Raw genomic sequence first — 20,384 nt, forward strand, 5'->3', positions numbered from 1 at the left:
AGAGTGCGGCGGCTTCCGAAGAGCTTTCCGGCCAGGCCGCCCAGATGCGCGAGATGCTGATGCGCTTTACCCTTAAAGGTGGCAGCAGCGCTCACTCCAACGTACGGGCGATACCGCAGAAGACAACAGCAGCGAAAAACAGCGGCTGGGGCGAGTCACCGGCTCCGGCGCCAAAGAAGAACGCTGCAAAAAAAGCCATCGCTCTGGATGATGATGAGTTCGGGAAATATTAAAATTTAGATCAAGTTAAGCCACAGAGGCACTGAGATATTAGGTGTTGTTCTCAGTGCCTCAGTGCCTCTGTGGTTACCGTATGAGATCAAACAATCCGCACCGGGGCAAAACCACCGCCGGGTGTCCGCAGGTTGGTGAGTTGTCCCTGATAGAGACGGGCACCGACCCCGAGCAGGTGATCGCGGTAAACAAAGAGACGCAGATCAACCTTGAAGGATTCGCCCTCCCGGCTCACCACCTGAGAGGGGGGAACAAGTTGCTGTACCAGGGTTGAATCCGCTTCCAGTTCAGCAAAGCGCTTGCGGGTAATACTTTTGCCCATCAACACGCCACGGCCACCAAACTTATTAACCGGCTTGAAAATCAGCTCTTTACGTTCATCCCACAACTGAGCAGCATCCATATCACCCATCAGACGGCTCAATGGAACCATCTCGCGCAACAACCGCATCCTTGCAGATGAAAGACCAAGCAACTGTAAGGCCGCTTCGTCCGTCCACAGAATCATCCGCCGTTTGTCTGCCAGCAATGCGTAGGCAAAGGGGTTGGGTGACAAGCAGACGCTACCGGCCAGATAGGCGCTCCGCAAAGAAGACTGCGTCTGATCTTCGAGATAAAAGTCACAGTGGCGGTTGTAAATGAGTTCAACCTTGCGATCCTGATGGTAAACGCCGTCGGCGGCCATCTGCAGATCGCCAGGGTCGACAATACGGGCATCGATGTCGTTACTGATGAGCCAGTCACGACAGCTGACCATTTCCGGATACAGGGGCTGGTTCGGGGGGTCTTCGTCGAGGATGACCAGACACTTAAGGGCCTGCCGTGATCTGGAAAAATCCCGCCACTCGCGCTGGAAACTGAACAGCAATCGCTGCTGGTAGCGCTCTGACAGGGGTATCCCATCGCCTCCCTGCAGATCGCGCATCTGGCTTTGCCAGGCAACAAAAGCGCCGCCGGCATTGGTATTGACCTCAATCAGCCTCGGCCCGTCTGCTCCCAGATGAAAATCGTAACCCATCATCAGGGCCGCATGGCCCGGGTCAAAACGGGCGGTATCCGGCACCTCGGGCAAAACCAGCCGGCGATAGGAATCACGCTGACTCAAACGAAACAGGGTCCGGGCCAGGGTGTGCATGCGCTTGAGATCGTGACGACAGATGTCGACGCGCGTCGGGCTGATAGGGATTCCAGTATGTTCTGTCATCATAGCTAACTTCTAGAAAACATTGATGCGCCGAATTAAAGCACTGAGCAGGCCAAAACTGCGCTGATTAAAGTCAATAATCAAACGCGGCAAATTGTGCAGATCCGGCTGGTCATGTTCTTCAGGCAATGCTTCATTGAGGATCATCGTCCCACCCGGAGCAAGGATCTCACCAAATTCACTGATCAGGGTATCGCACTGCTCCTGCTGGAGGGGGTTATTCAAGCGAATAACCATTTTTTTGCCGACATAACGCAGGGAGTGGTAGTTACGATAGAACTCATCAATCACATCAATGGCCTCACGGTAATCACGGGTAATGGTAAACAAACCAAAGTCCTCCCCGGAAATCAGACCACGCTTGAACAAGCTGTCACGCAAAAACTTGAACCATTCGTCCCAGTAGCCACCATCATCATCAATGAGCACCAGAGGGATGGGAGCGTTTTTTCCGGTCTGCACCAGGGTAATGACTTCCATCGCCTCATCCAGGGTACCGAAACCGCCGGGAAACAGCGCAACCGCATGAGCCTCTTTCAAGAAAGCCACCTTGCGGTTGAAAAAGTAGCGGTAGGTGATGACTTTATCGTCCTCGCTCATTACCGGATTGGTTTCCTGCTCAAAAGGCAGGTGAATATTAACGGCAAAGGAATTCTCCGCCCCGGCGCCCTCATTCCCTGCCAGCATGATGCCGGGCCCACCACCGGTTATAACCATATAGTTGTGCTCAGCCAATTCCCGGCAGAAGTCAACGCAGGTCTGATAAATCGGCTCGTCGCGCCGGGTGCGGGCACTACCGAAGACCGTTACCTTTTTACGGTCGCGATAGGGGGCAAAGATCTTGTTGGTATAGCGCATCTCCTTCATGGTGGTGCGCATCAGTTTCTGATCTGCCATATAGCTGTTTTCCTGACCGGACTTCAGAGCAGTCAGGATCATCTCTCGAATCAGCCGGGGGTGGTGTACGCCCGCCTTACTCATCATCAGATCAATATATTCATCAATTTCACCGTTGGAACGATCAAAACTCAATGTCGTCATGGCATTCGTCCTTCGGCATAGGTGCCGGCAATAAATGAAAAAAAGATCGCTCCTGTAATCGCGCGGACTGCAACAACAGACCGGTCATCGCGGCCCCTGCATAGCGCCGGGCTACCGCCAGATAGAGTTGACGCAATTCTCCTTCGAGCCGGTAGAATTGATTTAAGTCCGCAGCAGACAAACAGGACTCGATTATATCACAATTAAAAGAGATACAATTATAAGGCCTGCGACTGACCGGCAACAGACAACCTTCAGCGCCAAGAAACGGACAACTTTGCTGAAAATCAGCAGCGGGCAGTTGTTGTTGACGGTAGACATACTGGAGCAGATTAACCAGGGTCATATGGTTGTGACCGGCATGGCAACAGCCGCCTGCGCACTCGCGACAATGTTGTTCCCCGTAAGCCTTTTCAAAGAGCGTATTCAGTTGTCGCTGCAAGTCGGCAATCGCTTCCAACCTAGGCACGAGCCAGTCTTTTTCATCTTGCCCGAGGCTTAGATATTGATCCTGAACTTCGGTGACAATCTGCTGCCATAACTGTTGACGGTGGTAATGCATGGGCAACCTGCAATAAAAATAGCGGCAGCATGATCTTAATTCATACTGCCGCTATCATCATGGTGGCTGGAGAAGGTCGTAAGCCGGGTTCTGTCCCCTGCGTGGTTACCCACGAACAGGGTGATGATCATTCATCTAGGATTGCCGTTGCCGACAACCTCAAGCGGCCAACCCGGGAACTTCGGGCGGACCACCCTCAAACGTTCCCCTATTAGGCCTTGCTCCGGATGGGGTTTACCTAGCTTCCGTCGTCACCGCCGGAACTGGTGAGCTCTTACCTCACCCTTTCACCCTTACCCGCCGGGAAAACCAGGCGGGCGGTTTTCTTTCTGTGGCACTTTCCCTGGGGTCACCCCCGGTTCCCGTTAGGAACCATCCTGTCCTGTGGAGCCCGGACTTTCCTCCCCCCGACCCCGGCGAACCAGAGCGAGCGGCGATCATCTGTCCTTCTCCAGCCGAAAGACTAAACTTCGACTTCTACATAAAGAATGCGATTGCAGTGAGGGCAGGTCTGCATATCAGCGCCCAGCAGCAGCTGATTGAACAACTGGGGGGGCAACTGCATATTACATCCAAGACAGGCACCATTTCTGGCAACTGCCAGGGCCTGGCCATTGCGTCGCTTGAACAATCCCTGGTATTTTCGCAGCAGATTTTTCGGGACATCCGCAGCCACCTTTTCCCGGTTGCGGGTATGTTGCTCAAGCTGGCTGCCTGACTCGCTCAACAGCCGGTCAAGTTCAATGCCCCGCGCCCTGGCATTGTCAGTGATGGCATCCAGGCTGGTCTGTTTCTCCTGCTGATCCTCAACAAGAACCGTAATCTCTTTGCGTTTTTTCTGCAGCAGGTCTTCAAGATCCTTGTTCCCTTTTTTAGCTACATCAATTTCTTTAAGAACCGCCACGTACTCCTTCTGGGTCTGGATACCGGGCAAACGTGCCTCTACCCTGGCGACATTATCACGCTGCTTGTGCAGTTCCTGCTCAATCTGCGCTTCTTCCTGGCGCAACTGATCGATCTCAGCGTTAAGTTGATCGAGCATGGTCTGAACATCGGCGGTCTGCTCGGCAAAAACACCCAGTTCCTGTTGATAGCCACTGCGGGTCGTTTCGATGATGCTGATTTCCTGGTCGATTTCCTGCAAATCTCTAAGCAGGTTCATCTTTTCTTGCACGCGGTACCTCCATTGTTATGTATTACTTATCAGGTGATGGTAATAAACGGATCATGTTCTGTCGTCATGGTGATAACCTCAAGACCAAAGCGCTGCTCAGCAATCAGGGACGTCAACCGCTCGGCCATTTTTTTAATCATAATTTTTTCGGTGCCGAAGTGACCGGCATCAATTAATGCCATGCCATCAGCTCGTGCTCGCTGGGCTTCATGAAATTTAATATCGCCAGTAACCAGGCAGTCAGCCCCCAGGCGCTGAGCATCGGCATAGGTCACCATACCACCTCCACCGCAGACAGCTACCTTGCCAATCATCTGGTCGGCGTTACCAACCATGCGCACCGCAGCAACATCAAGGGTTCTTCTGACTTGACCGGCAAAAGCGTCAAGGGGCAGCTTCTCATTGAGAACACCAATGCGTCCGAGTCCGGCCCCCTGCACCGGATTGGCCAGCGGGATCAGATCATAGGCAACCTCTTCGTAGGGATGAGCCTTGATCATGCGCGGGATAATGCGATCACGCAGCTGGATCGGAATAATCGTTTCAAGTCGTAACTCTTCAGTTTCTTTATAGGTGCCGGGGGTACCGATGAAGGGATCGGTGTCAGCACCAGCACGAAAGGTGCCGGTGCCGCTGGTACGAAATGAGCAGCGGTCATACGCGCCGATATGACCGGCTCCAGCTGCGAACATGGCCTCCATCACAGCATTCTCGTGGCCGCTGGGAACATAAACAACCAGCTTGTAATAGCCATCGCAGCGCGGACGTTCCAGGGGTGTCACAGCAGCAAGACCTAGTTGTGCTGCCAGCCAGTCATTAAGACCATCCACGCTGCGATCAAGATTCGTGTGGGCGGCAACGATGGCGATGGTGCGTTGAATTGCCCGAAAAATAACATCTCCCACCGGGTCACCAGGAGTTATTCGCTTGAGGGGGCGAAAAATCAGGGGATGGTGGCATACAATCAGATCAGCGCCGAGGCGCGCGGCTTCTTCAACAGCACCGGCTTCAGCATCAAGACAAACCAGGATGCGGCGCACCGGCGCGCTGGGATCACCAACCTGCAGACCGACATTGTCCCAGTCTTCGGCCAGATGAGGAGGGGAAATACGGTTAATCAAACCGACAATATCCGCTACGCGTGCTGTATTTTTCTCAGCCATTTTACTCCCGCAAACCGGATGCTGAGCAAAAAGAAAGAGTGCACTGGTTCACCGGTGCACTCTTGGTTGAAATTCTGGTTTCTCGTTCGGGCATACTCTGCTGGGCTGATCTCATCAAGCGACCTCACCGTTGCCGAACCGGGAGGTTGAGTAGTATAGCTGCTGTTCTCGCATGAATATGACAGGCCTTTTTAATCTCAATACAACAAACGACGATGTAACCGGCGAACGAGTCAAAAAAGTGGTGGGCCCACCAGGACTCGAACCTGGGACCAGCCGGTTATGAGCCGGCGGCTCTAACCAACTGAGCTATAGGCCCGCTTCCTTAACTTTGCGTAAGCGCAAGAGGAAACATTAAAAAATATTCCGCCGGCTGTCAAGTTTATTTCAGCAATTTCTACCAGCAAACCGAGCACCGACAATCTCTGTTGTTGATGCCCGGACTTCTTTTAATCAACCGCCGAGAATCCCCGCAGACGTTTTGAGCGGCTCGGGTGGCGCAGTTTGCGCAGCGCCTTGGCTTCAATCTGGCGAATGCGCTCGCGGGTTACGTTAAAATCCTGGCCCACTTCTTCCAGGGTGTGATCTGATTTTTCTCCAATGCCGAAGCGCATGCGCAGCACTTTTTCTTCGCGCGGCGTCAATGAAGCGAGCACCCGCGAGGTCTGGTCACTCAGGTTGCCCTTAATGACCGCCTCAAGGGGTGAGATAATCCCCTTATCCTCAATAAAATCACCAAGCGATGAATCCTCCTCCTCGCCGATCGGCGTTTCAAGACTGATCGGCTCCTTGGCGATTTTCAACACCCGCCGGACCTTGTCGAGGGGCAGATCCATCCGCTCGGCAATTTCTTCCGGCGTCGGTTCACGCCCGCATTCCTGAACCAGTTGCCGGGTGGTGCGAATCAGCTTGTTGATGGTTTCGATCATATGGACCGGAATACGGATGGTGCGCGCCTGATCAGCGATGGCGCGGGTGATCGCCTGACGAATCCACCAGGTAGCGTAGGTCGAAAACTTGTACCCGCGGCGATATTCAAACTTGTCGACTGCCTTCATCAGGCCGATATTGCCCTCCTGAATCAGATCAAGAAACTGCAGCCCGCGATTGGTGTATTTTTTGGCAATCGACACGACCAACCGCAGATTAGCCTCAATCAGCTCAGCCTTGGCCTTTTTGGCAATCCATTCTCCCTTGTAGACTTCCTTGAGATATTCCTGCAGTTCTTCCGGTTCAAAGCCCGATTCAGCATTTACCCGTTTAAATTTGCGCTCGGCGGCGGCAAGACGCTTCTCCACCGATAGCAACACGTCACCCGAGACCTGTAGCTCGTCAGCAACAGCATGGGCATCCTCATCACTCTGGCGCATCCGCGTCAGGTAGCTGGTTATTTCAGCGCGTGGGCGTGTCAACATCTGCTCGCAGGCACTGATTTCCGCCTGACCTTTTTTAACCTGGGTACCCATTTCTTTTAGACGGTCGACAATCTTGGCAACCTGAAAATCCTTCAGGCGAACCTCGCGCAGCAACTCAGTCATTTTTTCGCGCGCCTCGACTTCATCCTTTTTAAGCTTTTTGACCTTGCGGACCGCTGTTTCCTGTTGCAACGCCTTGTCGATCTCGTTGATCTGCTGTTCCAGAGGCAACAATTTTTCGCGCAGAGCCATCAACCGCTGACGTTGTCGACCTTCGACCTCGCCCCCCTCTTCTTCATCATATTCGCGGGTAATCTCGGAAACCCCAATTTGCCCTTTCTCGAGTTTTCCCAGCAGCAGCATCACTTCACGGGCAGCAATCGGGGTCCGCATGATCACCTTGGCTACCAGCGCATCACCCTCTTCGATCCGCTTGGCGATTTCGACCTCCCCTTCCCGCGTCAGCAGAGCGACCTGCCCCATCTCCCGCAGATACATCCGCACCGGGTCGCTGGTCTTACCGAGCGTGCCGGCTTCAAGCTCAACATCGCCTTCGTCTTCCTCCTCATCAATATCTGCATCTTTGGAACTGGATATTTTGTTGTCATTGTCGACAATCTCAATATCCATCTCACCAAACATGCTCATCACATCTTCAAGTTGTTCCGACGACACCATACTGGCCGGGAGCATATCGTTAACTTCATCATAGGTAAGAAAGCCCTTTTCCTTGCCCATATCAATTAGCTGCTGTACTTCTTCGGGATTGGTTTTTTTCGCCATCAGTACTAAATCTCCATGCGTCGTTACATTCAAAGTAAAATATTGATCGTTCGTGTCAAGTTTAACCGTTTTTATCAGAATTGAAACACTACCCTGTTTTTTTTCTTATTTTTTTAGCCTCGCCGCCCCTTGATCTGCGACTGCAACTGCGACAGTTCCGCCCGATAACGGTCAGCAGACTCCGCATCGCCCTGTTCATCGGCTGCGGGGATCAACTCGCGCCGGAGCTGATCCGATCGTCTTTTGAGTGCCTGTTTCTCCAACGCCCGCAAACAATCGCTTGCTACCTGATCCGGGGTCTCGGCAAACTCCTCCGGATCACAACGACGCGCCTGCACCAGAATCTCGCGCTGCACGGCGGTCAAACCCGGCAGCAGGGACTCGATGTCACATCCCGAGGCCGTCGCCTGATTGAGAATTTCTGCCATGACCGCAGCGACATCGGGATGGTGAATCAGACCCACCCCTCCGCGCCCGATGAATTCTGTACGTACTGCCGAACTTTGAAGCAACAACCTGAGCAGGGTCTGCTCGGCGCGACTGACCAGCTCCTGGTTATTCGCAGGCGAACGCTGCTCTCTGGCTGCTGAAGGCCGTTGCCCAGGCTCGTCCGCCGGATGGGATGGCAACAATGGTGCCCCTGAACCCGGAGCCCGGCTTCGTCCTCGCTGTTGCCGTGCGATCATTTCGAGCTTTGACTGCAGCCGCGCGACGTCAATGCCGCTGTGACCGGATAATTCTTTAAGATACAGATCCTGCTCTAATTCACTCTTCAGGGCGACGATTTTTTCCAGCACCTGTTCTACCGCCTTCACCTTCAACTCCACCCCGTAACCAGCCCCCTTAAGGGTCTCCTCCATGTAGAGCTCCATCAGCGGACGAGCTCTATCCAGGCGGGTCTGAAAAGCTTCGGCACCCTGACGCTGCAAAAAGGAATCAGGATCATCGCCTGAAGGCAAGGTAACAGCCGCGGCAGCCACCCCTTCCTGCTGCAGGGTTGTCATCGCCTTGAAGGTTGCCTGCTTGCCGGCTTTGTCTTGATCAAAAACCAGCACCACCCGTTGCGCATAGCGCTTGAGCTGCTGAGCATGTTCGGCGGTCAGCGCGGTACCGCAGGTGGCAACCGTCTGTGCAAAACCGGCACGATTCAGGGCCAGCTGATCAAAATACCCCTCAACCACCAGCACATCACCACTAACACGGATCGCCTGGCGTGCCTGATAAAGACCAAAGAGCACCGCCCCTTTATGATAAATGGGAGATTCCGGCGAATTGATATATTTCGGCTTGCCGTCATCCAGTACCCGGCCACCAAAGGCAACAACCCGACCAGCCAGGTCGAAAATCGGGAACATCAGGCGCGAACGGAACATGTCGTAGTCGCCGCCCCCCGACGCTCCCTCACGCACCAAACCCAGGGTGCGCGCCTCGGTAGCTGCTATCTGGTGATGCTCAAGATGATCCTTCAAACCGGATCTGCCGGGCAGAGCATAGCCGATGCGGTATTCAGCAGCAGCTTTTTGACCGTAGCCGCGCTTTTTCATGTAACTGCGCGCACTCACCGCCTGCGGATGCTCCATCAGGTTGGCATGGAAATAATCCGCCGCCAGACCATTAATCCGGTACAGCCGTTCGCGTTCCTCAATCTGTGCCCGCTCCGGCGGCGTCAAGGGACGTTCTTCCAGATCAATGCCCGCGCGCTCGGCCAGCCGCCGGGCCGCATCAGGGAAGCTCAATCCTTCACTCTGCATCAGGAAACTGAAGACATCACCGCCGGCACCACAGCCGAAACAATGATAAAACTGACGCTCGGCATTGACACTGAAAGAAGGTGTTTTTTCAGCGTGAAAAGGACACAACCCCAGGCGGTTACGACCGGAGGTTTTGAGATCAACATACTGGGAGACCAGCTCAACGATATCGGTACGGTCACGAACCAGTTCAATTTTATCGTCGCCAATCTGTCCGCTCATCGTCCTCCCAACTCAACCACCGTCACATTGTCCCCACCCTGCTCCTGCGCCGCCGCATAAAATGCCGTCACCGCAGGCATGGTCGCCAGATAGTCGCGCACGGCACGCCGCAGGGTGCCGGTACCGGCACCATGAATAATCTCGACCTGCTGCAAGTGAGCCAGCAGGGCATCATTCAGGTAGCGATCCAGCAACGCCAGCGCATCCTCAACCCGTTCACCGATCAATTTCAACCGGGGCGTGAGCTGCTCTGCCGCCCCGGGACGTACCAGCGAACTTGAAGCGACGCGCGCTGCAACAAAACGGCGCGGGGCAAACTGTTCCAACGCCGTCAGCGGCTGGCGCATGCGCTTGCCACCGACCTGCAAAGCTACCTGCCCGCCACTGATCCGTTCGACTCGCGCCTCTACTCCGAGGGCAACAATCCGAACCAGCTCGCCAACCTGCAAATCCTGCGGCATCACGCTTTTCTGTCGTGCCTTCGGCGCAAAAGCGGCAAAAGCCTGCCGCGCTGCAGCCAGTTCTTCACGCTCTGCCGCCGCCTGGCCCGGCGGGCAAGTTTCTGCTTGCCGCCGCCGCAGCTGTTTCAGGCGCTCTTGCGTGGCGGCAATCAATTCTTCAGCCTGGCGACCGGCACGTGCGAGAACCTTGCCTTTACTCTCTTTAAGTTCCTGCAGCTGGCGCTTGCGCAACTGCTGCGACGCCGCCGCCTCCGACTTCAGCTGCCGGGTTGCCGCCAGCTCACGATGTAATTCCTGGCGCTGACGTCCAAGTTCAATCAGGATCTGATTCTGATCATGCTGGTCGCCCAGAAAACCCTGGGCCCGTTCAACCACCGCCGGCGGTAATCCGAGGCGGCGTGCGGTTGTCAGGGCACTGCTGACGCCGGGAACACCATAATGCAGACCATACGTCGGTTCCAGGGTATCAGGATCAAACTCCACCGCTGCATTAGTCATACCCGAGCGAACATGAGCAAATTGTTTGAGCTGCCCAAGGTGAGTAGTCAACAGAATCTTTGCCCCCTTGCTGCACAAAACCTCGACCACCGCCTGAATCAACGCCGCGCCTTCAGCCGGATCGGTACCACTCCCGGCTTCGTCAAGCAGCACCAGGGTATCGGCATCGGCCTGTTCAAGAATCGTGCGGATCCTCAGCAGATGGCCGGAAAAGGTCGACAGGCTGTCGGCAATACTCTGCTCATCGCCAATATCAACAAACATCTGCTGATACAGGTGGATACGGCTGTCACCGCGACAGGGCAGGTGCAATCCGGCGCGCACCATCAACAGCAGCAGTCCCAGGGTCTTTAAAGCGACCGATTTGCCACCGGTGTTCGGGCCGCTGACCACCAGAACCTGGGTGTCCTCCGCAATCAGCAGATCAATGGGCGCCGCGGCACAGATGTCAAATTGACCGGCGCGGATCATCAACAACGGATGACGGACCTGACGCAGCTCAATCAGCGAGGAACTCACGAGCTCAGGGCGACAACCCTGATAGGATTGTGACAGGCGCGCCGCAGCAAAACGTAAATCAATTTGAGCCAACAATTGCTGGTTGCTGAGCAAGAGGGCCCGATCACGACGCAGCAGATCGGCAAGCTGGAGCAGGATGCGCCGCTCTTCACGCTGTTCTTCGCGCTGCAGTTGCTGCAGACGATTGTTGCCATCGAGGATCTGGGCCGGTTCCACATAGAGGGTCTGGCCACTGGCTGACTCATCCTGAACAAAGCCTTTAAGTCGACCACGGTAATCGCTTTTGATCGGAACCACATAGCGGCCGTTACGCACCGTCACCAGGCGGTCCTGAAAACAGGCGGCGAGGCGCTCATCCGTCAGCAACCGCTCGAGCTGCTGCTTGACCCGGTCACGGGTCTGTCGCCCTTCATACCGCAGTTCAGCGAGCTTTGGCGAGGCATTGTCCAGCAATTCACCGCGTTCGCCGATGGCGTTCTGCAAGCGCCGCTGCAATTCCGGCAGCGGCATCAGACCATCGGCCACAAGCGCCAGGCGATACGCCTCCTTGCGGCCCCTAAACCAGTTACGGCAACCCGCTAGCGCCAGCAGCGACTGCAGCACCGGCCGCAGCTCCGCCGCCGACACCAGACTACCGGGGGCCTGACAATCAGCCAGGATCGGGGTTAAATCACAACAGCCCCCCAGCGCCGGCGACTTGTCAGCCTGAAGCAGCGCCAGCGCCTCATCGACTTCGGTCAGCGCCTGTTCAACTGCAGCCTGATCTTCCAGTAACCCAAGCTGCTGAGCCAGCAAGCGTCCCGGCTCTGACTGAGTTTGACCAGCAAGCCAGCCGCGCAATTCAGGAAAACCAAGACGCTCGAACAAGGCTGCGTCATTATCCATCATCGGCCTGAAGACCTGCCCATCAGCGCCCGTCCTTCGTCCAGGAGGGTTTCACCCAAAGTGGCGAAGGGTGGTGCCAGGTGCGAAGCCCCGAGCAACTGCCGCGCCATGGCCGGAGCGGGCTGGGACCCCATGGCAATGATCAGCATGGCAAGAATGACCACCGCCTGAATCAGACCGAACACTCCGCCGGCAAGGCGATTGACCCCGCCCAGCAGAATGATTTTGGCAAACCGGTGCAGAACAAACCCGAGCACCGCAAAAACAACCACGACCCCGAGGAAAACAGCCAGAAAAGCTGCCCACACAGAAATCGCCCCTGGCAGGCCGGCACTGTCCTGAAGAAATTGAGCAAGGGGAACATGAAAGGTAAAAGCAAAAACACCCCCCAGCACCAGACCAAGGAGCGAGCAGATCTCCTTGAGCAGGCCGCGCAGCAATCCCTTGATCAAAAAGACAGCCAACACCACCAGAATCAGAATATCAACCAGACCCAAAAAAGAACTCCCTTTAGGAACACACGGTGAGAGGCAAAAAGGAGCCAGCCCGTTCAGCCGGCCAGCAACTCTCTGACTACCTGGTTGACCAGCCGACCTTCAGCGCTGCCTTTGGTTTTCGCCATAACCGCCGGCATCACCTTGCCGATGTCCTTTAGGGACGTGGCCCCGGTCGCGGCAATCACCTCCGCCACCAGAGCGCGGAGTTCATCCTCACTTAACTGCGCGGGAAGATACTGTTGCAGCACTGCCAGCTCGGCTTCTTCCTTGTCGGCCAGCTCAGGACGGTCATTACTGCGATAAAGCTCGGCAGACTCCCGACGTTGCTTGACAAGGGTGCTGATGACAGCCAGAATAGCACTATCATCAATTTCTTGTCTGACTTCGATTTCTTTGTTTTTGATGGCACTGCGGAGCTGGCGAATCGTGCTGAGGCGGTCTGTCTGCCTGCCCTTCATCGCCACCTTCATATCTTGGTTGAGTTGCTCTTTAAGACTCATATTGATACACCTGATCGTAGAAGTTTCGGTAGGACTTATAATGCAAAGAGGGCGCGCAGAAGGTTCTGGCACCCATATATACAAACCGCCTATTATAGCGACTGATTGCAAAAACACAAGCAAAGAAGTGACTAATTCATCACATCACCTGGGCGGGCGCTCCATTTAACCGCCACAAACCTGCTCCAGGACGACAACAAAAGGCGCGAAGACAGTGACAACCTGGCCGCAGCAGACAACCAGAACCTTCCGGCGCACCATCAGCCTTTCTGCTGCACTGCTGGGGTTTGCGTTACTCGCCCTGACCCCGTCACTGCCGCTGTTTGCCAACCCGCCGGCACAGAACAACATCCTGCTTATCGAGATCGCAGCACCTATCAATCCGGTTATCGCGTCCTTTATCGCCGACACCATCGCAACCGCTAACCGTAACAACAACCGGGCAGTGCTGATTGAGCTCGACACTCCCGGCGGGCTGGACACCGCCATGCGCGATATCATTCAGGCGCAGCTCAATTCACAGATTCCGACCATTGTTTATGTCGCGCCACAAGGTGCCCGGGCCGCTTCCGCCGGGGCACTGATCACCCTGGCCGCCGACTTTGCGGCCATGGCTCCGGGCACCAATATTGGCGCAGCAACGCCGGTCAGTATCGGCGGCGGTAGCGGCGGAGCCGATGAAACGATGATGAAAAAAGTCGCCAACGATGCTGCTGCCTACGCGCGCAGCCTGGCGCAAAAGCGGGGACGAAACCAGGAATGGGCGGAAGAAGCCGTGCGTGACGGCGTTTCCATCTCTGCCCGGGAGGCCCTGGACCTGGCAGTGATCGACCTGATCGCTGAGGATCGCGGAGACCTGCTACGCCAGCTCGACGGCTACAAGTTTATCCGTGATGGCGAGGTCATGATCTTCACCGGCGCCGGCAATCAGCTGGTGACCGTCGAAATGAATTGGCGCCAGAAGATCCTCAACGCCCTGAGCAATCCGAGCTTTGCCTACCTGCTGATGATGCTCGGTATCCTCGGTATCTTTTTTGAAATTTCCCAGCCAGGGTCGATTTTCCCCGGCGCGGTTGGTGCCATCGCCATTTTGCTGGCCCTGTTTGCCTTTTCGGCCCTGCCGGTCAACTACGTAGGCTTGCTGCTGATTGTTGTTGCCTTTATCCTGTTTGTCCTCGAAGCCAACGTCCCGTCTTATGGTATGCTGGCCATTGGCGGCCTTATTGCCATGAGCCTGGGGTCCCTGATGCTGGTCGACAGCAGCGAACCCTACCTGCAGATTTCCCGCGCGGTGATCGCCGCAACTGTGCTTTCCTGCGCCGCTTTTACTACCTTTGCCGCCACCATGGTGGTCAAAACCCAGAAACGTCACAGCCATTTTGGCCAGGACGGACTGATCGGCAAGCAAGGGGAAGCCGTCGAGGACATCGATTCCGACAGCGGACGCGCTTTTGTTTACGGAGAACATTGGTCGGCTCGAGCCGACGCGCCGATTGCTAAAGGTAAGGCAGTGGAGGTCATAGAAGTGCTTGACGGTTTAAAAATCAAAGTTGCAGCCACCACATCAACCGATCAGTCCGCTGATTTCGAAAAAAAGGAGACCCTCTAATGTTTGATTTTGGTGCAGGATTTTTCTGGATTATCATTGTCGTTATTGGCGCGGTCATTATCAGTGCCGCAGTTCGGATATTGCTTGAGTATGAACGCGGAGTAGTGTTTCGCCTTGGCCGCTTCTCAAGCGTTAAAGGGCCGGGGCTGAAATTCATCATTCCGATCATCGATCAGATGACCAAGATCAATATGCGTACCGTTGCCATGGATGTTCCCGAGCAGGATATCATTACCCGCGACAACGTCTCGGTCAAGGTCAATGCGGTTCTCTATTTCCGCGTTGTCCAGCCGGACAAGGCGCTGATCGAAGTCGACAACTACCTCTACGCGACCAGCCAGCTGGCTCAGACCTCACTACGCAGCGTTCTGGGCCAGGTGGAACTGGATGAGCTGCTGGCGGAAAGAGACAAGATCAACCACGACCTGCAGGAGATTCTCGACCGCCAGACCGACCCCTGGGGAGTCAAGATTTCCAATGTTGAGATCAAGCACGTTGACCTTCCAGCCACGATGCAGCGCGCCATGGCCCGCCAGGCCGAGGCCGAACGCGAGCGCCGCTCCAAGGTCATTCATGCCACCGGAGAATTTGAGGCCTCAAAAACCCTGGCCAATGCTGCCGAGCAGATTTCGGCCCAGCCCGGAGCACTCCAGTTGCGCTTTTTACAAACCATGACCGAAATCGCCGCCGAGAAAAACTCGACGATTCTGTTCCCCATGCCGATAGATCTGATCAAACCTTTCATTGAAATGGCACAGGCCAAAACGCCGGAGAAATCGCAAGATCAGAACTGAAAACAAATCGATTCACCAGCCGTTCACTTCGCCCACTTGAGCCTCAGAGAACGCAGAGAAAGCCAGGTGTTATGAATTTCTCAGTGCCTCTGTGGCTCAGTGGTGAGTGCATTACTCGTATGCTCCCGGAACAGCACAGATCATTTTGAAATCCTCAGTTGCCGAGGTGTTACGATACTGATGTTTTTCGTTCGGCAAGACCAGGGCGAAATCACCGGCCCTGACCGGCTTCTGTTCTCCCGCCTCATTGACCACGGCACCCTCACCGGCAACAACATAATTTAGATGTTCAGAAGTGTGTACGTGATAGGGGGTGTGGCCACCGGGAGCAATGGTAAAAACCCGGAATGAAAAATTCGGGGCGCCATCATCTTTGCCAACCGGAACCTGCTTGCTGACAAGATGCGCACCTTCCATGGCCATAGCAATCTGAGGCACCTGATCCAGAGAAACGATTTTCATTGATGATCTCCTTTTTAATTTATTGTTGTTTAACAATTTCCATCAGCCCGCCAAAATCAACACTGTCCGCTATTTTAGCGCCAAAGCGTCCCAATGCCAATTGACTTTCCTTAGCATTTCACTAAAATGGTCACGATTTCTATTCACGACCCAACCTCTGCCACATTTATCCGTTCCTTTGGACATACCTGTCAACCCGCCTCAGGAGGCCACATGGGAAAACCGCAATATCATACCGACATCGTCAAAGGCTTTGTTAACTGGAGCATTGTCTGGGGTGTCGTCGCGGTACTTGTCGGGGTGATTGTTTCATTTCAGATGGTCAATCCTGATCTGAACTACCCACCCTATTTCACCTTTGGTCGCCTGCGTCCGATTCACACCAACGCCGGCATCTATGGCTGGGGAGTGGGCACCATCTTTGCCATGTTTCTCTACATGGTACAACGCTTATGCAAAACCCCGCTATGGAGTCCGGGACTGGCCAGATTCCAGCTGTGGTTGTTCAACCTGACCATTGCAGCGGCAGCCGTCACCCTGCTGTTAGGATACAGTTCGACCCTCGAGTACCACGAGATGGAGTGGCCGATCGACATCATGATCGTAGTGTTGTGGGTTGCCTTCTCTATTAATATCATCATGACCATTATCAAACGCAAAGAGGAGCAGATGTACATCTCTTTGTGGTACATGATGGCAGCAATCATCGGTATTGCCATCCTGTTTATCGTCAATGCCCTGGCGGTACCGGTTTCGGCGTTTAAATCCTACTCGATTTTTGCCGGCACCAACAGCGCCAACGTCCAGTGGTGGTTTGGCCACAACGCTGTGGCCATGGCCCTGACTGCACCACCACTGGCGATGTTCTACTATTTTTTGCCCAAGACCACCGGCGTTCCCATCTACAGCCATCGTCTTTCTATTATCTCTTTCTGGTCCCTGATCTTCATGTACCTGTGGACCGGTGCCCACCACCTTCTCTGGACACCGGTGCCTGACTGGATTCAGACCCTGGCCATGGCCTTTTCGATTATGCTGATCGCCCCATCCTGGGGATCGGTAATCAACGGCTATCTGTCCATGAACGGTCAGTGGCACCAGATGCGCGACAATTATCTGGTCAAGTTTCTGATCCTCGGCATCACCTTTTACGGTCTGCAGACATTGCAGGGGCCCATGCAGGCAATCCGCTCATTTTCAGCCTTCATTCATTATACCGACTGGATCCCCGGACACATTCACATGGGCACCATGGGCTGGGTCTCACTGGTCAGCGTTGCCGGTATCTACTACCTGCTGCCGCGCATTTACGGACGTGAAGTTTACAGCATCCCGCTGGCCAACCTCCATTTCTGGCTGGTAGTGATCGGCCAGCTGATCTGGTCAACCAGTATGTGGATCGCCGGAGTACTGCAGGCCGGCATGTGGAACGCCATGAATGCCGACGGTAGCCTTACCTACACCTTCACCGAGACCATGGTTGAGATGTACCCCTATTGGTGGATTCGCGCTATAGGTGGCCTCATTTACCTGCTTGGCATGCTGGTCTTTATCTACAATGTCTACATGACCCTGCAAAAGGGCAAAGAACCGGCGCCGAAACTGCTTGAAGTAGAAGGAAGGGCCTAAATCATGTGGGAAAAGAAACCGATTCTCCTGATGCTTCTGGCGACCGCGACCATTCTGGTCGGCACCATCGTCACGATGGTTCTCCCTTTTGTCTGGGTTAATACCGAGGCCGATCGCATTGAAGGAGTCACTCCCTACACCCCCCTGGAACAGGAAGGTCGTGATATCTACATGCGCGAAGGCTGCAACAACTGTCACTCCCAGACGGTACGACCGCTGGTGGCCGAAGTCGTACGCTACGGTGACTATTCCAAATCGGGTGAATTTGTCTACGATCGCCCCTTCCTCTGGGGATCCAAGCGTACCGGACCCGATCTGGCACGTCTGGGTGGCAAATATCCCGATGCCTGGCACTATCAGCACATGGAGACCCCGAGCTCCATCTATCCAAAAACCAACATGCCGGCTTACGGCTGGCTGAGTAAAAATACGCTTAAACCTGACAAGGTCCGGCGCAAGGTAGAAGTCCTGGGATTCCCTTATAGCGAAGAGCAAATTTCCGAGCTTGCCGACAAAAACGAGATGGACGCCATCATTGCCTACATGCAGAAACTCGGCAGCGACATTCCCTGGCGCCAGACAGCTCGCACGGAAATTGTCGGTGAACTGCACAACCCCTTCAGCGGAACCGACCAGGCTACCCTGGCAAGCTGGCGGCCCCTCTATCAGAGCAATTGTTCTGCCTGTCATGGCAACGACATGCAGGGTGGTATCGGACCGGAGCTGGTAGGCGATCATTACGATGAAGAGATTCTCTTCCGTATCATCTATGATGGGATAGCGGCAGGGGGCATGCCCTCTTACGCCAGTCTTGGTACCGAGCGGGTCTGGCAACTGGTCAATCTGATCAAATACGATCAGTCGACGGGAGACTGACCATGGATCTGGCGTCCATTATGTATCTGGCGATAACCTTCGGCCTTTTCATTGTTTTTGCCCTGATTGTACTCAACACCTACAGGCGCAAGAACAAACAGAAAAAAGAAGCCCCTAAATACCGGATGATGGACGACGATTAGTTCGAACGGAACAAGCCTTGAGAACCAGAGAAAGGTTGTAACAGATGAGTGCAAAAAAACGTGATAACCACGACGAACATGCTGACGGCATTGTTGAAGATCGCAAGCAGGCGCCGCCTTTATATTTCAACCTTCTTTTTTACGGGCTGATCATCTGGGGAATCGGTTTCAGCGCCTATTACCTTTTCAGCGGCTGGAGTTCGGAAAAAGAGTTCGAGGAAAAAATGGCAGCTTATCAGGAGACTTATACCCGGCCCGATCCGGCTGCAGCTGCAACTGAACAATCTCCAGGAATCTCGGCAACAGCCGCTGAAGCGGGCGGGATTAACGCAGCGGGTCTTTACAATGCCAACTGTGCGGCCTGCCATGGTACTGGTGGCGCCGGTGGTTTTGCTACCGATCTGACCGGCGATTACGCCTATGGAAAGGATGCCGACAGCATCCGTACCAGCATTACTGATGGACGTGGCGACATGATGCCCGGCTTTGCAGGCAGTCTGAAGAGCAACGAAATTGATGCCCTGGTAGCTTATCTACTCGAGCTGTAACCGGCAAAGGAACCTTGAAGCGGTGGCCGACCAGGACCCTGTAACTCTTAAAAAATCGCAAAGATTGCACAGGATTTTGACGCGTCAAAAGACAAGCAAGATGCGATAGATTATGGGGTAGAGGGTACTAGGGCCACCGCAACCTCATCATGCCTACCACCCATCCACCAAAGCGGCCGCTGCTCCTCGGCCCCTGGCGCCGAACCTTCCAGTGGCTGACGACCCTGACCATAATCCTGCTGCCATGGATACAACCGGGTGGCGTCAGCCTCGTGCGCATCGATATCCCCAGTCTCAGCCTGCACCTGTTCGGTCAGATCCTGCGCATTCAGGAACTCTATTTGTTGTTGCTTTTTATCCTCGTGACAGCGGTCGCCTTTCTGTTTATCACCCTGGTTTTTGGCCGTCTCTGGTGTGGCTGGGCCTGTCCTCAAACAACCCTGACCGACCTGGCAGAATGGTTTGCGGGGCGATTAAAGCTTAAAATCCTCAGCAACCGTCTGCAGGGTGCGGTCCTTAGCAAGGTCTTTGCTCACATTTTCTATCTGTTGCTGGCTATGCTGGTAGCAGCTAATCTGCTCTGGTACTTCATCGAACCCCAGCGTTTTCTTGCCGGCCTGTTCACCGGCACCCTGCACCTTGGCGTCCTGATCACTTTTCTGGTCATCACTGCCATCATCTATCTTAACCTCGCCCTGATCAGGCGGCTGATGTGTCGTGAATTCTGCCCCTATGGGCGCATTCAGTCTTCTTTTGTTGACCCGGCAACCCTCACCCTGAATTTGCCGGAGAAAGAAAAGCCACGCTGTATCCGTTGTAATTCCTGTGTGGGCACCTGCCCCATGGGCATTGACATCCGCAAAGGTTACCAGATTGAATGTATTAATTGTGGCCGCTGTCTCGACGCCTGTCGGCGGATCATGGCCAAGCGGGGAGAACCTGGGCTGATCTACTACACCTTCGGTGTTGACAACCGCGGTGCCAAGGGTCTGCTGAACCTCCGTTTACTGCTGTCAGGGTTGCTCCTGATCGGTCTGCTCAGCGGCCTGGCTTACGCTGCCCTGGCGCGATCATCAGCGTCCCTGAAAATCTCACTGGCACCAACGGCTGTCAGCCGGATCGTCAATAACCTGCAAACCAACCTGTTTACTGTCTGGATCAACAACCGCAGTGCAGAAAGTCAGGAATATCACCTGCGAGCCCTCGCTCCAGATGGTAAGTCACTGGAGATCAGGGGGCAGACAGACCAGATTTCTGTCGCCGCCGGCGGCAATTACCAGCTCCGGCTGATGGTGCTCTCTCCTGTCAGCAATCAGCCGATCGTGGTAGAATTCCAACTGCTGGGCAACCATCAGCAGCCGGTTGCCACCGCCAGGGCGCAACTATCAGCGCCAGTCAATAGTCAATAAGCCCA

Annotated in this window: 19 protein-coding genes, 1 tRNA gene and 1 other RNA gene; 8 read left to right on the forward strand and 13 right to left on the reverse strand. The window is 54.7% G+C overall.

The window, feature by feature from the left end:
• On the forward strand, positions 1 to 233 hold a 233-nt coding region (locus AC1931_RS10495), incomplete at its 5' end, for a hypothetical protein (RefSeq protein WP_483877215.1).
• Positions 234 to 319: 86 nt separating this feature from the next.
• Here the strand turns inward: AC1931_RS10495 and AC1931_RS10500 are convergent.
• From AC1931_RS10500 to AC1931_RS10555, 12 genes are all read right to left on the reverse strand, one after another.
• Complete coding sequence (locus AC1931_RS10500) at positions 320 to 1,441, reverse strand: hypothetical protein (RefSeq protein ID WP_483877216.1); 1,122 nt, start codon at positions 1,439 to 1,441, stop codon at positions 320 to 322.
• Positions 1,442 to 1,450: 9 nt separating this feature from the next.
• Positions 1,451 to 2,479 carry an LOG family protein gene (locus tag AC1931_RS10505; protein WP_483877217.1) on the reverse strand — a complete coding sequence of 343 codons (1,029 nt, stop codon included), beginning with the start codon at positions 2,477 to 2,479 and terminating at the stop codon, positions 1,451 to 1,453.
• Entirely contained in the window at positions 2,460 to 3,041 is a 582-nt protein-coding gene (locus AC1931_RS10510; RefSeq protein ID WP_483877218.1) for a hypothetical protein, read from the reverse strand. Before AC1931_RS10510 ends, AC1931_RS10505 begins: the two co-directional genes overlap by 20 nt.
• A gap of 64 nt (positions 3,042 to 3,105) precedes the next feature.
• Positions 3,106 to 3,494: RNase P RNA component class A (rnpB, locus tag AC1931_RS10515), an RNA gene on the reverse strand.
• A 10-nt stretch (positions 3,495 to 3,504) separates the two neighbouring features.
• The gene (locus tag AC1931_RS10520) at positions 3,505 to 4,215 is read right to left on the reverse strand and encodes a zinc ribbon domain-containing protein (protein WP_483877219.1); all 711 of its coding nucleotides are present in this window, start codon (positions 4,213 to 4,215) and stop codon (positions 3,505 to 3,507) included.
• A 29-nt stretch (positions 4,216 to 4,244) separates the two neighbouring features.
• Positions 4,245 to 5,378: a Nif3-like dinuclear metal center hexameric protein gene (locus AC1931_RS10525; protein ID WP_483877220.1), complete on the reverse strand. Its 1,134-nt coding sequence runs from the start codon at positions 5,376 to 5,378 to the stop codon at positions 4,245 to 4,247.
• Positions 5,379 to 5,620: 242 nt separating this feature from the next.
• Positions 5,621 to 5,697 (reverse strand) — tRNA-Ile (locus AC1931_RS10530).
• Positions 5,698 to 5,827: 130 nt separating this feature from the next.
• Positions 5,828 to 7,576, reverse strand: a complete 1,749-nt coding sequence (gene rpoD / locus AC1931_RS10535; protein ID WP_483877221.1) for an RNA polymerase sigma factor RpoD — start codon at positions 7,574 to 7,576, stop codon at positions 5,828 to 5,830.
• A gap of 113 nt (positions 7,577 to 7,689) precedes the next feature.
• Positions 7,690 to 9,549 (reverse strand): DNA primase, encoded by a 1,860-nt coding sequence (gene dnaG, locus AC1931_RS10540; RefSeq protein WP_483877222.1) that lies wholly within the window; start codon positions 9,547 to 9,549, stop codon positions 7,690 to 7,692.
• Complete coding sequence (locus AC1931_RS10545) at positions 9,546 to 11,915, reverse strand: endonuclease MutS2 (RefSeq protein ID WP_483877223.1); 2,370 nt, start codon at positions 11,913 to 11,915, stop codon at positions 9,546 to 9,548. The genes dnaG and AC1931_RS10545 overlap by 4 nt, the downstream gene beginning before the upstream one ends.
• Positions 11,912 to 12,409, reverse strand: a complete 498-nt coding sequence (locus tag AC1931_RS10550; protein ID WP_483877224.1) for a CvpA family protein — start codon at positions 12,407 to 12,409, stop codon at positions 11,912 to 11,914. Before AC1931_RS10550 ends, AC1931_RS10545 begins: the two co-directional genes overlap by 4 nt.
• A gap of 53 nt (positions 12,410 to 12,462) precedes the next feature.
• Positions 12,463 to 12,909: a GatB/YqeY domain-containing protein gene (locus tag AC1931_RS10555; protein ID WP_483877225.1), complete on the reverse strand. Its 447-nt coding sequence runs from the start codon at positions 12,907 to 12,909 to the stop codon at positions 12,463 to 12,465.
• Between the two features lie 214 nt (positions 12,910 to 13,123).
• Here AC1931_RS10555 and AC1931_RS10560 point away from each other — a divergent pair, with 214 nt between their 5' ends.
• The gene (locus tag AC1931_RS10560; RefSeq protein WP_483877226.1) at positions 13,124 to 14,518 is read left to right on the forward strand and encodes an NfeD family protein; all 1,395 of its coding nucleotides are present in this window, start codon (positions 13,124 to 13,126) and stop codon (positions 14,516 to 14,518) included.
• The gene (locus AC1931_RS10565; protein WP_483877227.1) at positions 14,518 to 15,312 is read left to right on the forward strand and encodes a slipin family protein; all 795 of its coding nucleotides are present in this window, start codon (positions 14,518 to 14,520) and stop codon (positions 15,310 to 15,312) included. Before AC1931_RS10560 ends, AC1931_RS10565 begins: the two co-directional genes overlap by 1 nt.
• 111 nt (positions 15,313 to 15,423) lie before the next feature.
• Here the strand turns inward: AC1931_RS10565 and AC1931_RS10570 are convergent, their stop codons facing one another.
• Entirely contained in the window at positions 15,424 to 15,774 is a 351-nt protein-coding gene (locus AC1931_RS10570; RefSeq protein WP_483877228.1) for a cupin domain-containing protein, read from the reverse strand.
• Positions 15,775 to 15,987: 213 nt separating this feature from the next.
• On the opposite strand from AC1931_RS10570, the gene AC1931_RS10575 reads away from it, so the two are divergent.
• From AC1931_RS10575 to AC1931_RS10595, 5 genes are all read left to right on the forward strand, one after another.
• On the forward strand, positions 15,988 to 17,403 hold the full coding sequence (locus AC1931_RS10575) for a cbb3-type cytochrome c oxidase subunit I (protein WP_483877229.1): 1,416 nt from the start codon (positions 15,988 to 15,990) through the stop codon (positions 17,401 to 17,403).
• A gap of 3 nt (positions 17,404 to 17,406) precedes the next feature.
• Positions 17,407 to 18,279 carry a cytochrome-c oxidase, cbb3-type subunit II gene (ccoO, locus tag AC1931_RS10580; RefSeq protein WP_483877230.1) on the forward strand — a complete coding sequence of 291 codons (873 nt, stop codon included), beginning with the start codon at positions 17,407 to 17,409 and terminating at the stop codon, positions 18,277 to 18,279.
• A 2-nt stretch (positions 18,280 to 18,281) separates the two neighbouring features.
• The gene (locus AC1931_RS10585; protein WP_483877231.1) at positions 18,282 to 18,422 is read left to right on the forward strand and encodes a cbb3-type cytochrome c oxidase subunit 3; all 141 of its coding nucleotides are present in this window, start codon (positions 18,282 to 18,284) and stop codon (positions 18,420 to 18,422) included.
• Between the two features lie 44 nt (positions 18,423 to 18,466).
• Complete coding sequence (locus AC1931_RS10590; RefSeq protein WP_483877232.1) at positions 18,467 to 18,970, forward strand: c-type cytochrome; 504 nt, start codon at positions 18,467 to 18,469, stop codon at positions 18,968 to 18,970.
• 149 nt (positions 18,971 to 19,119) lie between these two features.
• Positions 19,120 to 20,379 carry a 4Fe-4S dicluster domain-containing protein gene (locus AC1931_RS10595; RefSeq protein ID WP_483877233.1) on the forward strand — a complete coding sequence of 420 codons (1,260 nt, stop codon included), beginning with the start codon at positions 19,120 to 19,122 and terminating at the stop codon, positions 20,377 to 20,379.
• The last annotated feature ends 5 nt before the right edge of the window (positions 20,380 to 20,384 follow it).

Source organism: Pelovirga sp. C15f (genome assembly GCF_057178085.1).

What these genes read in the sequence shown, in the direction of transcription:
- AC1931_RS10525 (WP_483877220.1), bottom strand. Translation starts at nt 5,378, where the DNA reads ATGGCTGAGAAAAATACAGCACGCGTAGCGGATATTGTCGGTTTGATT.
- dnaG (WP_483877222.1), bottom strand. Translation starts at nt 9,549, where the DNA reads ATGAGCGGACAGATTGGCGACGATAAAATTGAACTGGTTCGTGACCGT.
- AC1931_RS10505 (WP_483877217.1), bottom strand. Translation starts at nt 2,479, where the DNA reads ATGACGACATTGAGTTTTGATCGTTCCAACGGTGAAATTGATGAATAT.
- AC1931_RS10545 (WP_483877223.1), bottom strand. Translation starts at nt 11,915, where the DNA reads ATGATGGATAATGACGCAGCCTTGTTCGAGCGTCTTGGTTTTCCTGAA.
- AC1931_RS10590 (WP_483877232.1), top strand. Translation starts at nt 18,467, where the DNA reads ATGAGTGCAAAAAAACGTGATAACCACGACGAACATGCTGACGGCATT.
- rpoD (WP_483877221.1), bottom strand. Translation starts at nt 7,576, where the DNA reads ATGGCGAAAAAAACCAATCCCGAAGAAGTACAGCAGCTAATTGATATG.
- ccoO (WP_483877230.1), top strand. Translation starts at nt 17,407, where the DNA reads ATGTGGGAAAAGAAACCGATTCTCCTGATGCTTCTGGCGACCGCGACC.
- AC1931_RS10565 (WP_483877227.1), top strand. Translation starts at nt 14,518, where the DNA reads ATGTTTGATTTTGGTGCAGGATTTTTCTGGATTATCATTGTCGTTATT.
- AC1931_RS10575 (WP_483877229.1), top strand. Translation starts at nt 15,988, where the DNA reads ATGGGAAAACCGCAATATCATACCGACATCGTCAAAGGCTTTGTTAAC.
- AC1931_RS10570 (WP_483877228.1), bottom strand. Translation starts at nt 15,774, where the DNA reads ATGAAAATCGTTTCTCTGGATCAGGTGCCTCAGATTGCTATGGCCATG.
- AC1931_RS10595 (WP_483877233.1), top strand. Translation starts at nt 19,120, where the DNA reads ATGCCTACCACCCATCCACCAAAGCGGCCGCTGCTCCTCGGCCCCTGG.
- AC1931_RS10585 (WP_483877231.1), top strand. Translation starts at nt 18,282, where the DNA reads ATGGATCTGGCGTCCATTATGTATCTGGCGATAACCTTCGGCCTTTTC.
- AC1931_RS10555 (WP_483877225.1), bottom strand. Translation starts at nt 12,909, where the DNA reads ATGAGTCTTAAAGAGCAACTCAACCAAGATATGAAGGTGGCGATGAAG.
- AC1931_RS10500 (WP_483877216.1), bottom strand. Translation starts at nt 1,441, where the DNA reads ATGATGACAGAACATACTGGAATCCCTATCAGCCCGACGCGCGTCGAC.
- AC1931_RS10510 (WP_483877218.1), bottom strand. Translation starts at nt 3,041, where the DNA reads ATGCATTACCACCGTCAACAGTTATGGCAGCAGATTGTCACCGAAGTT.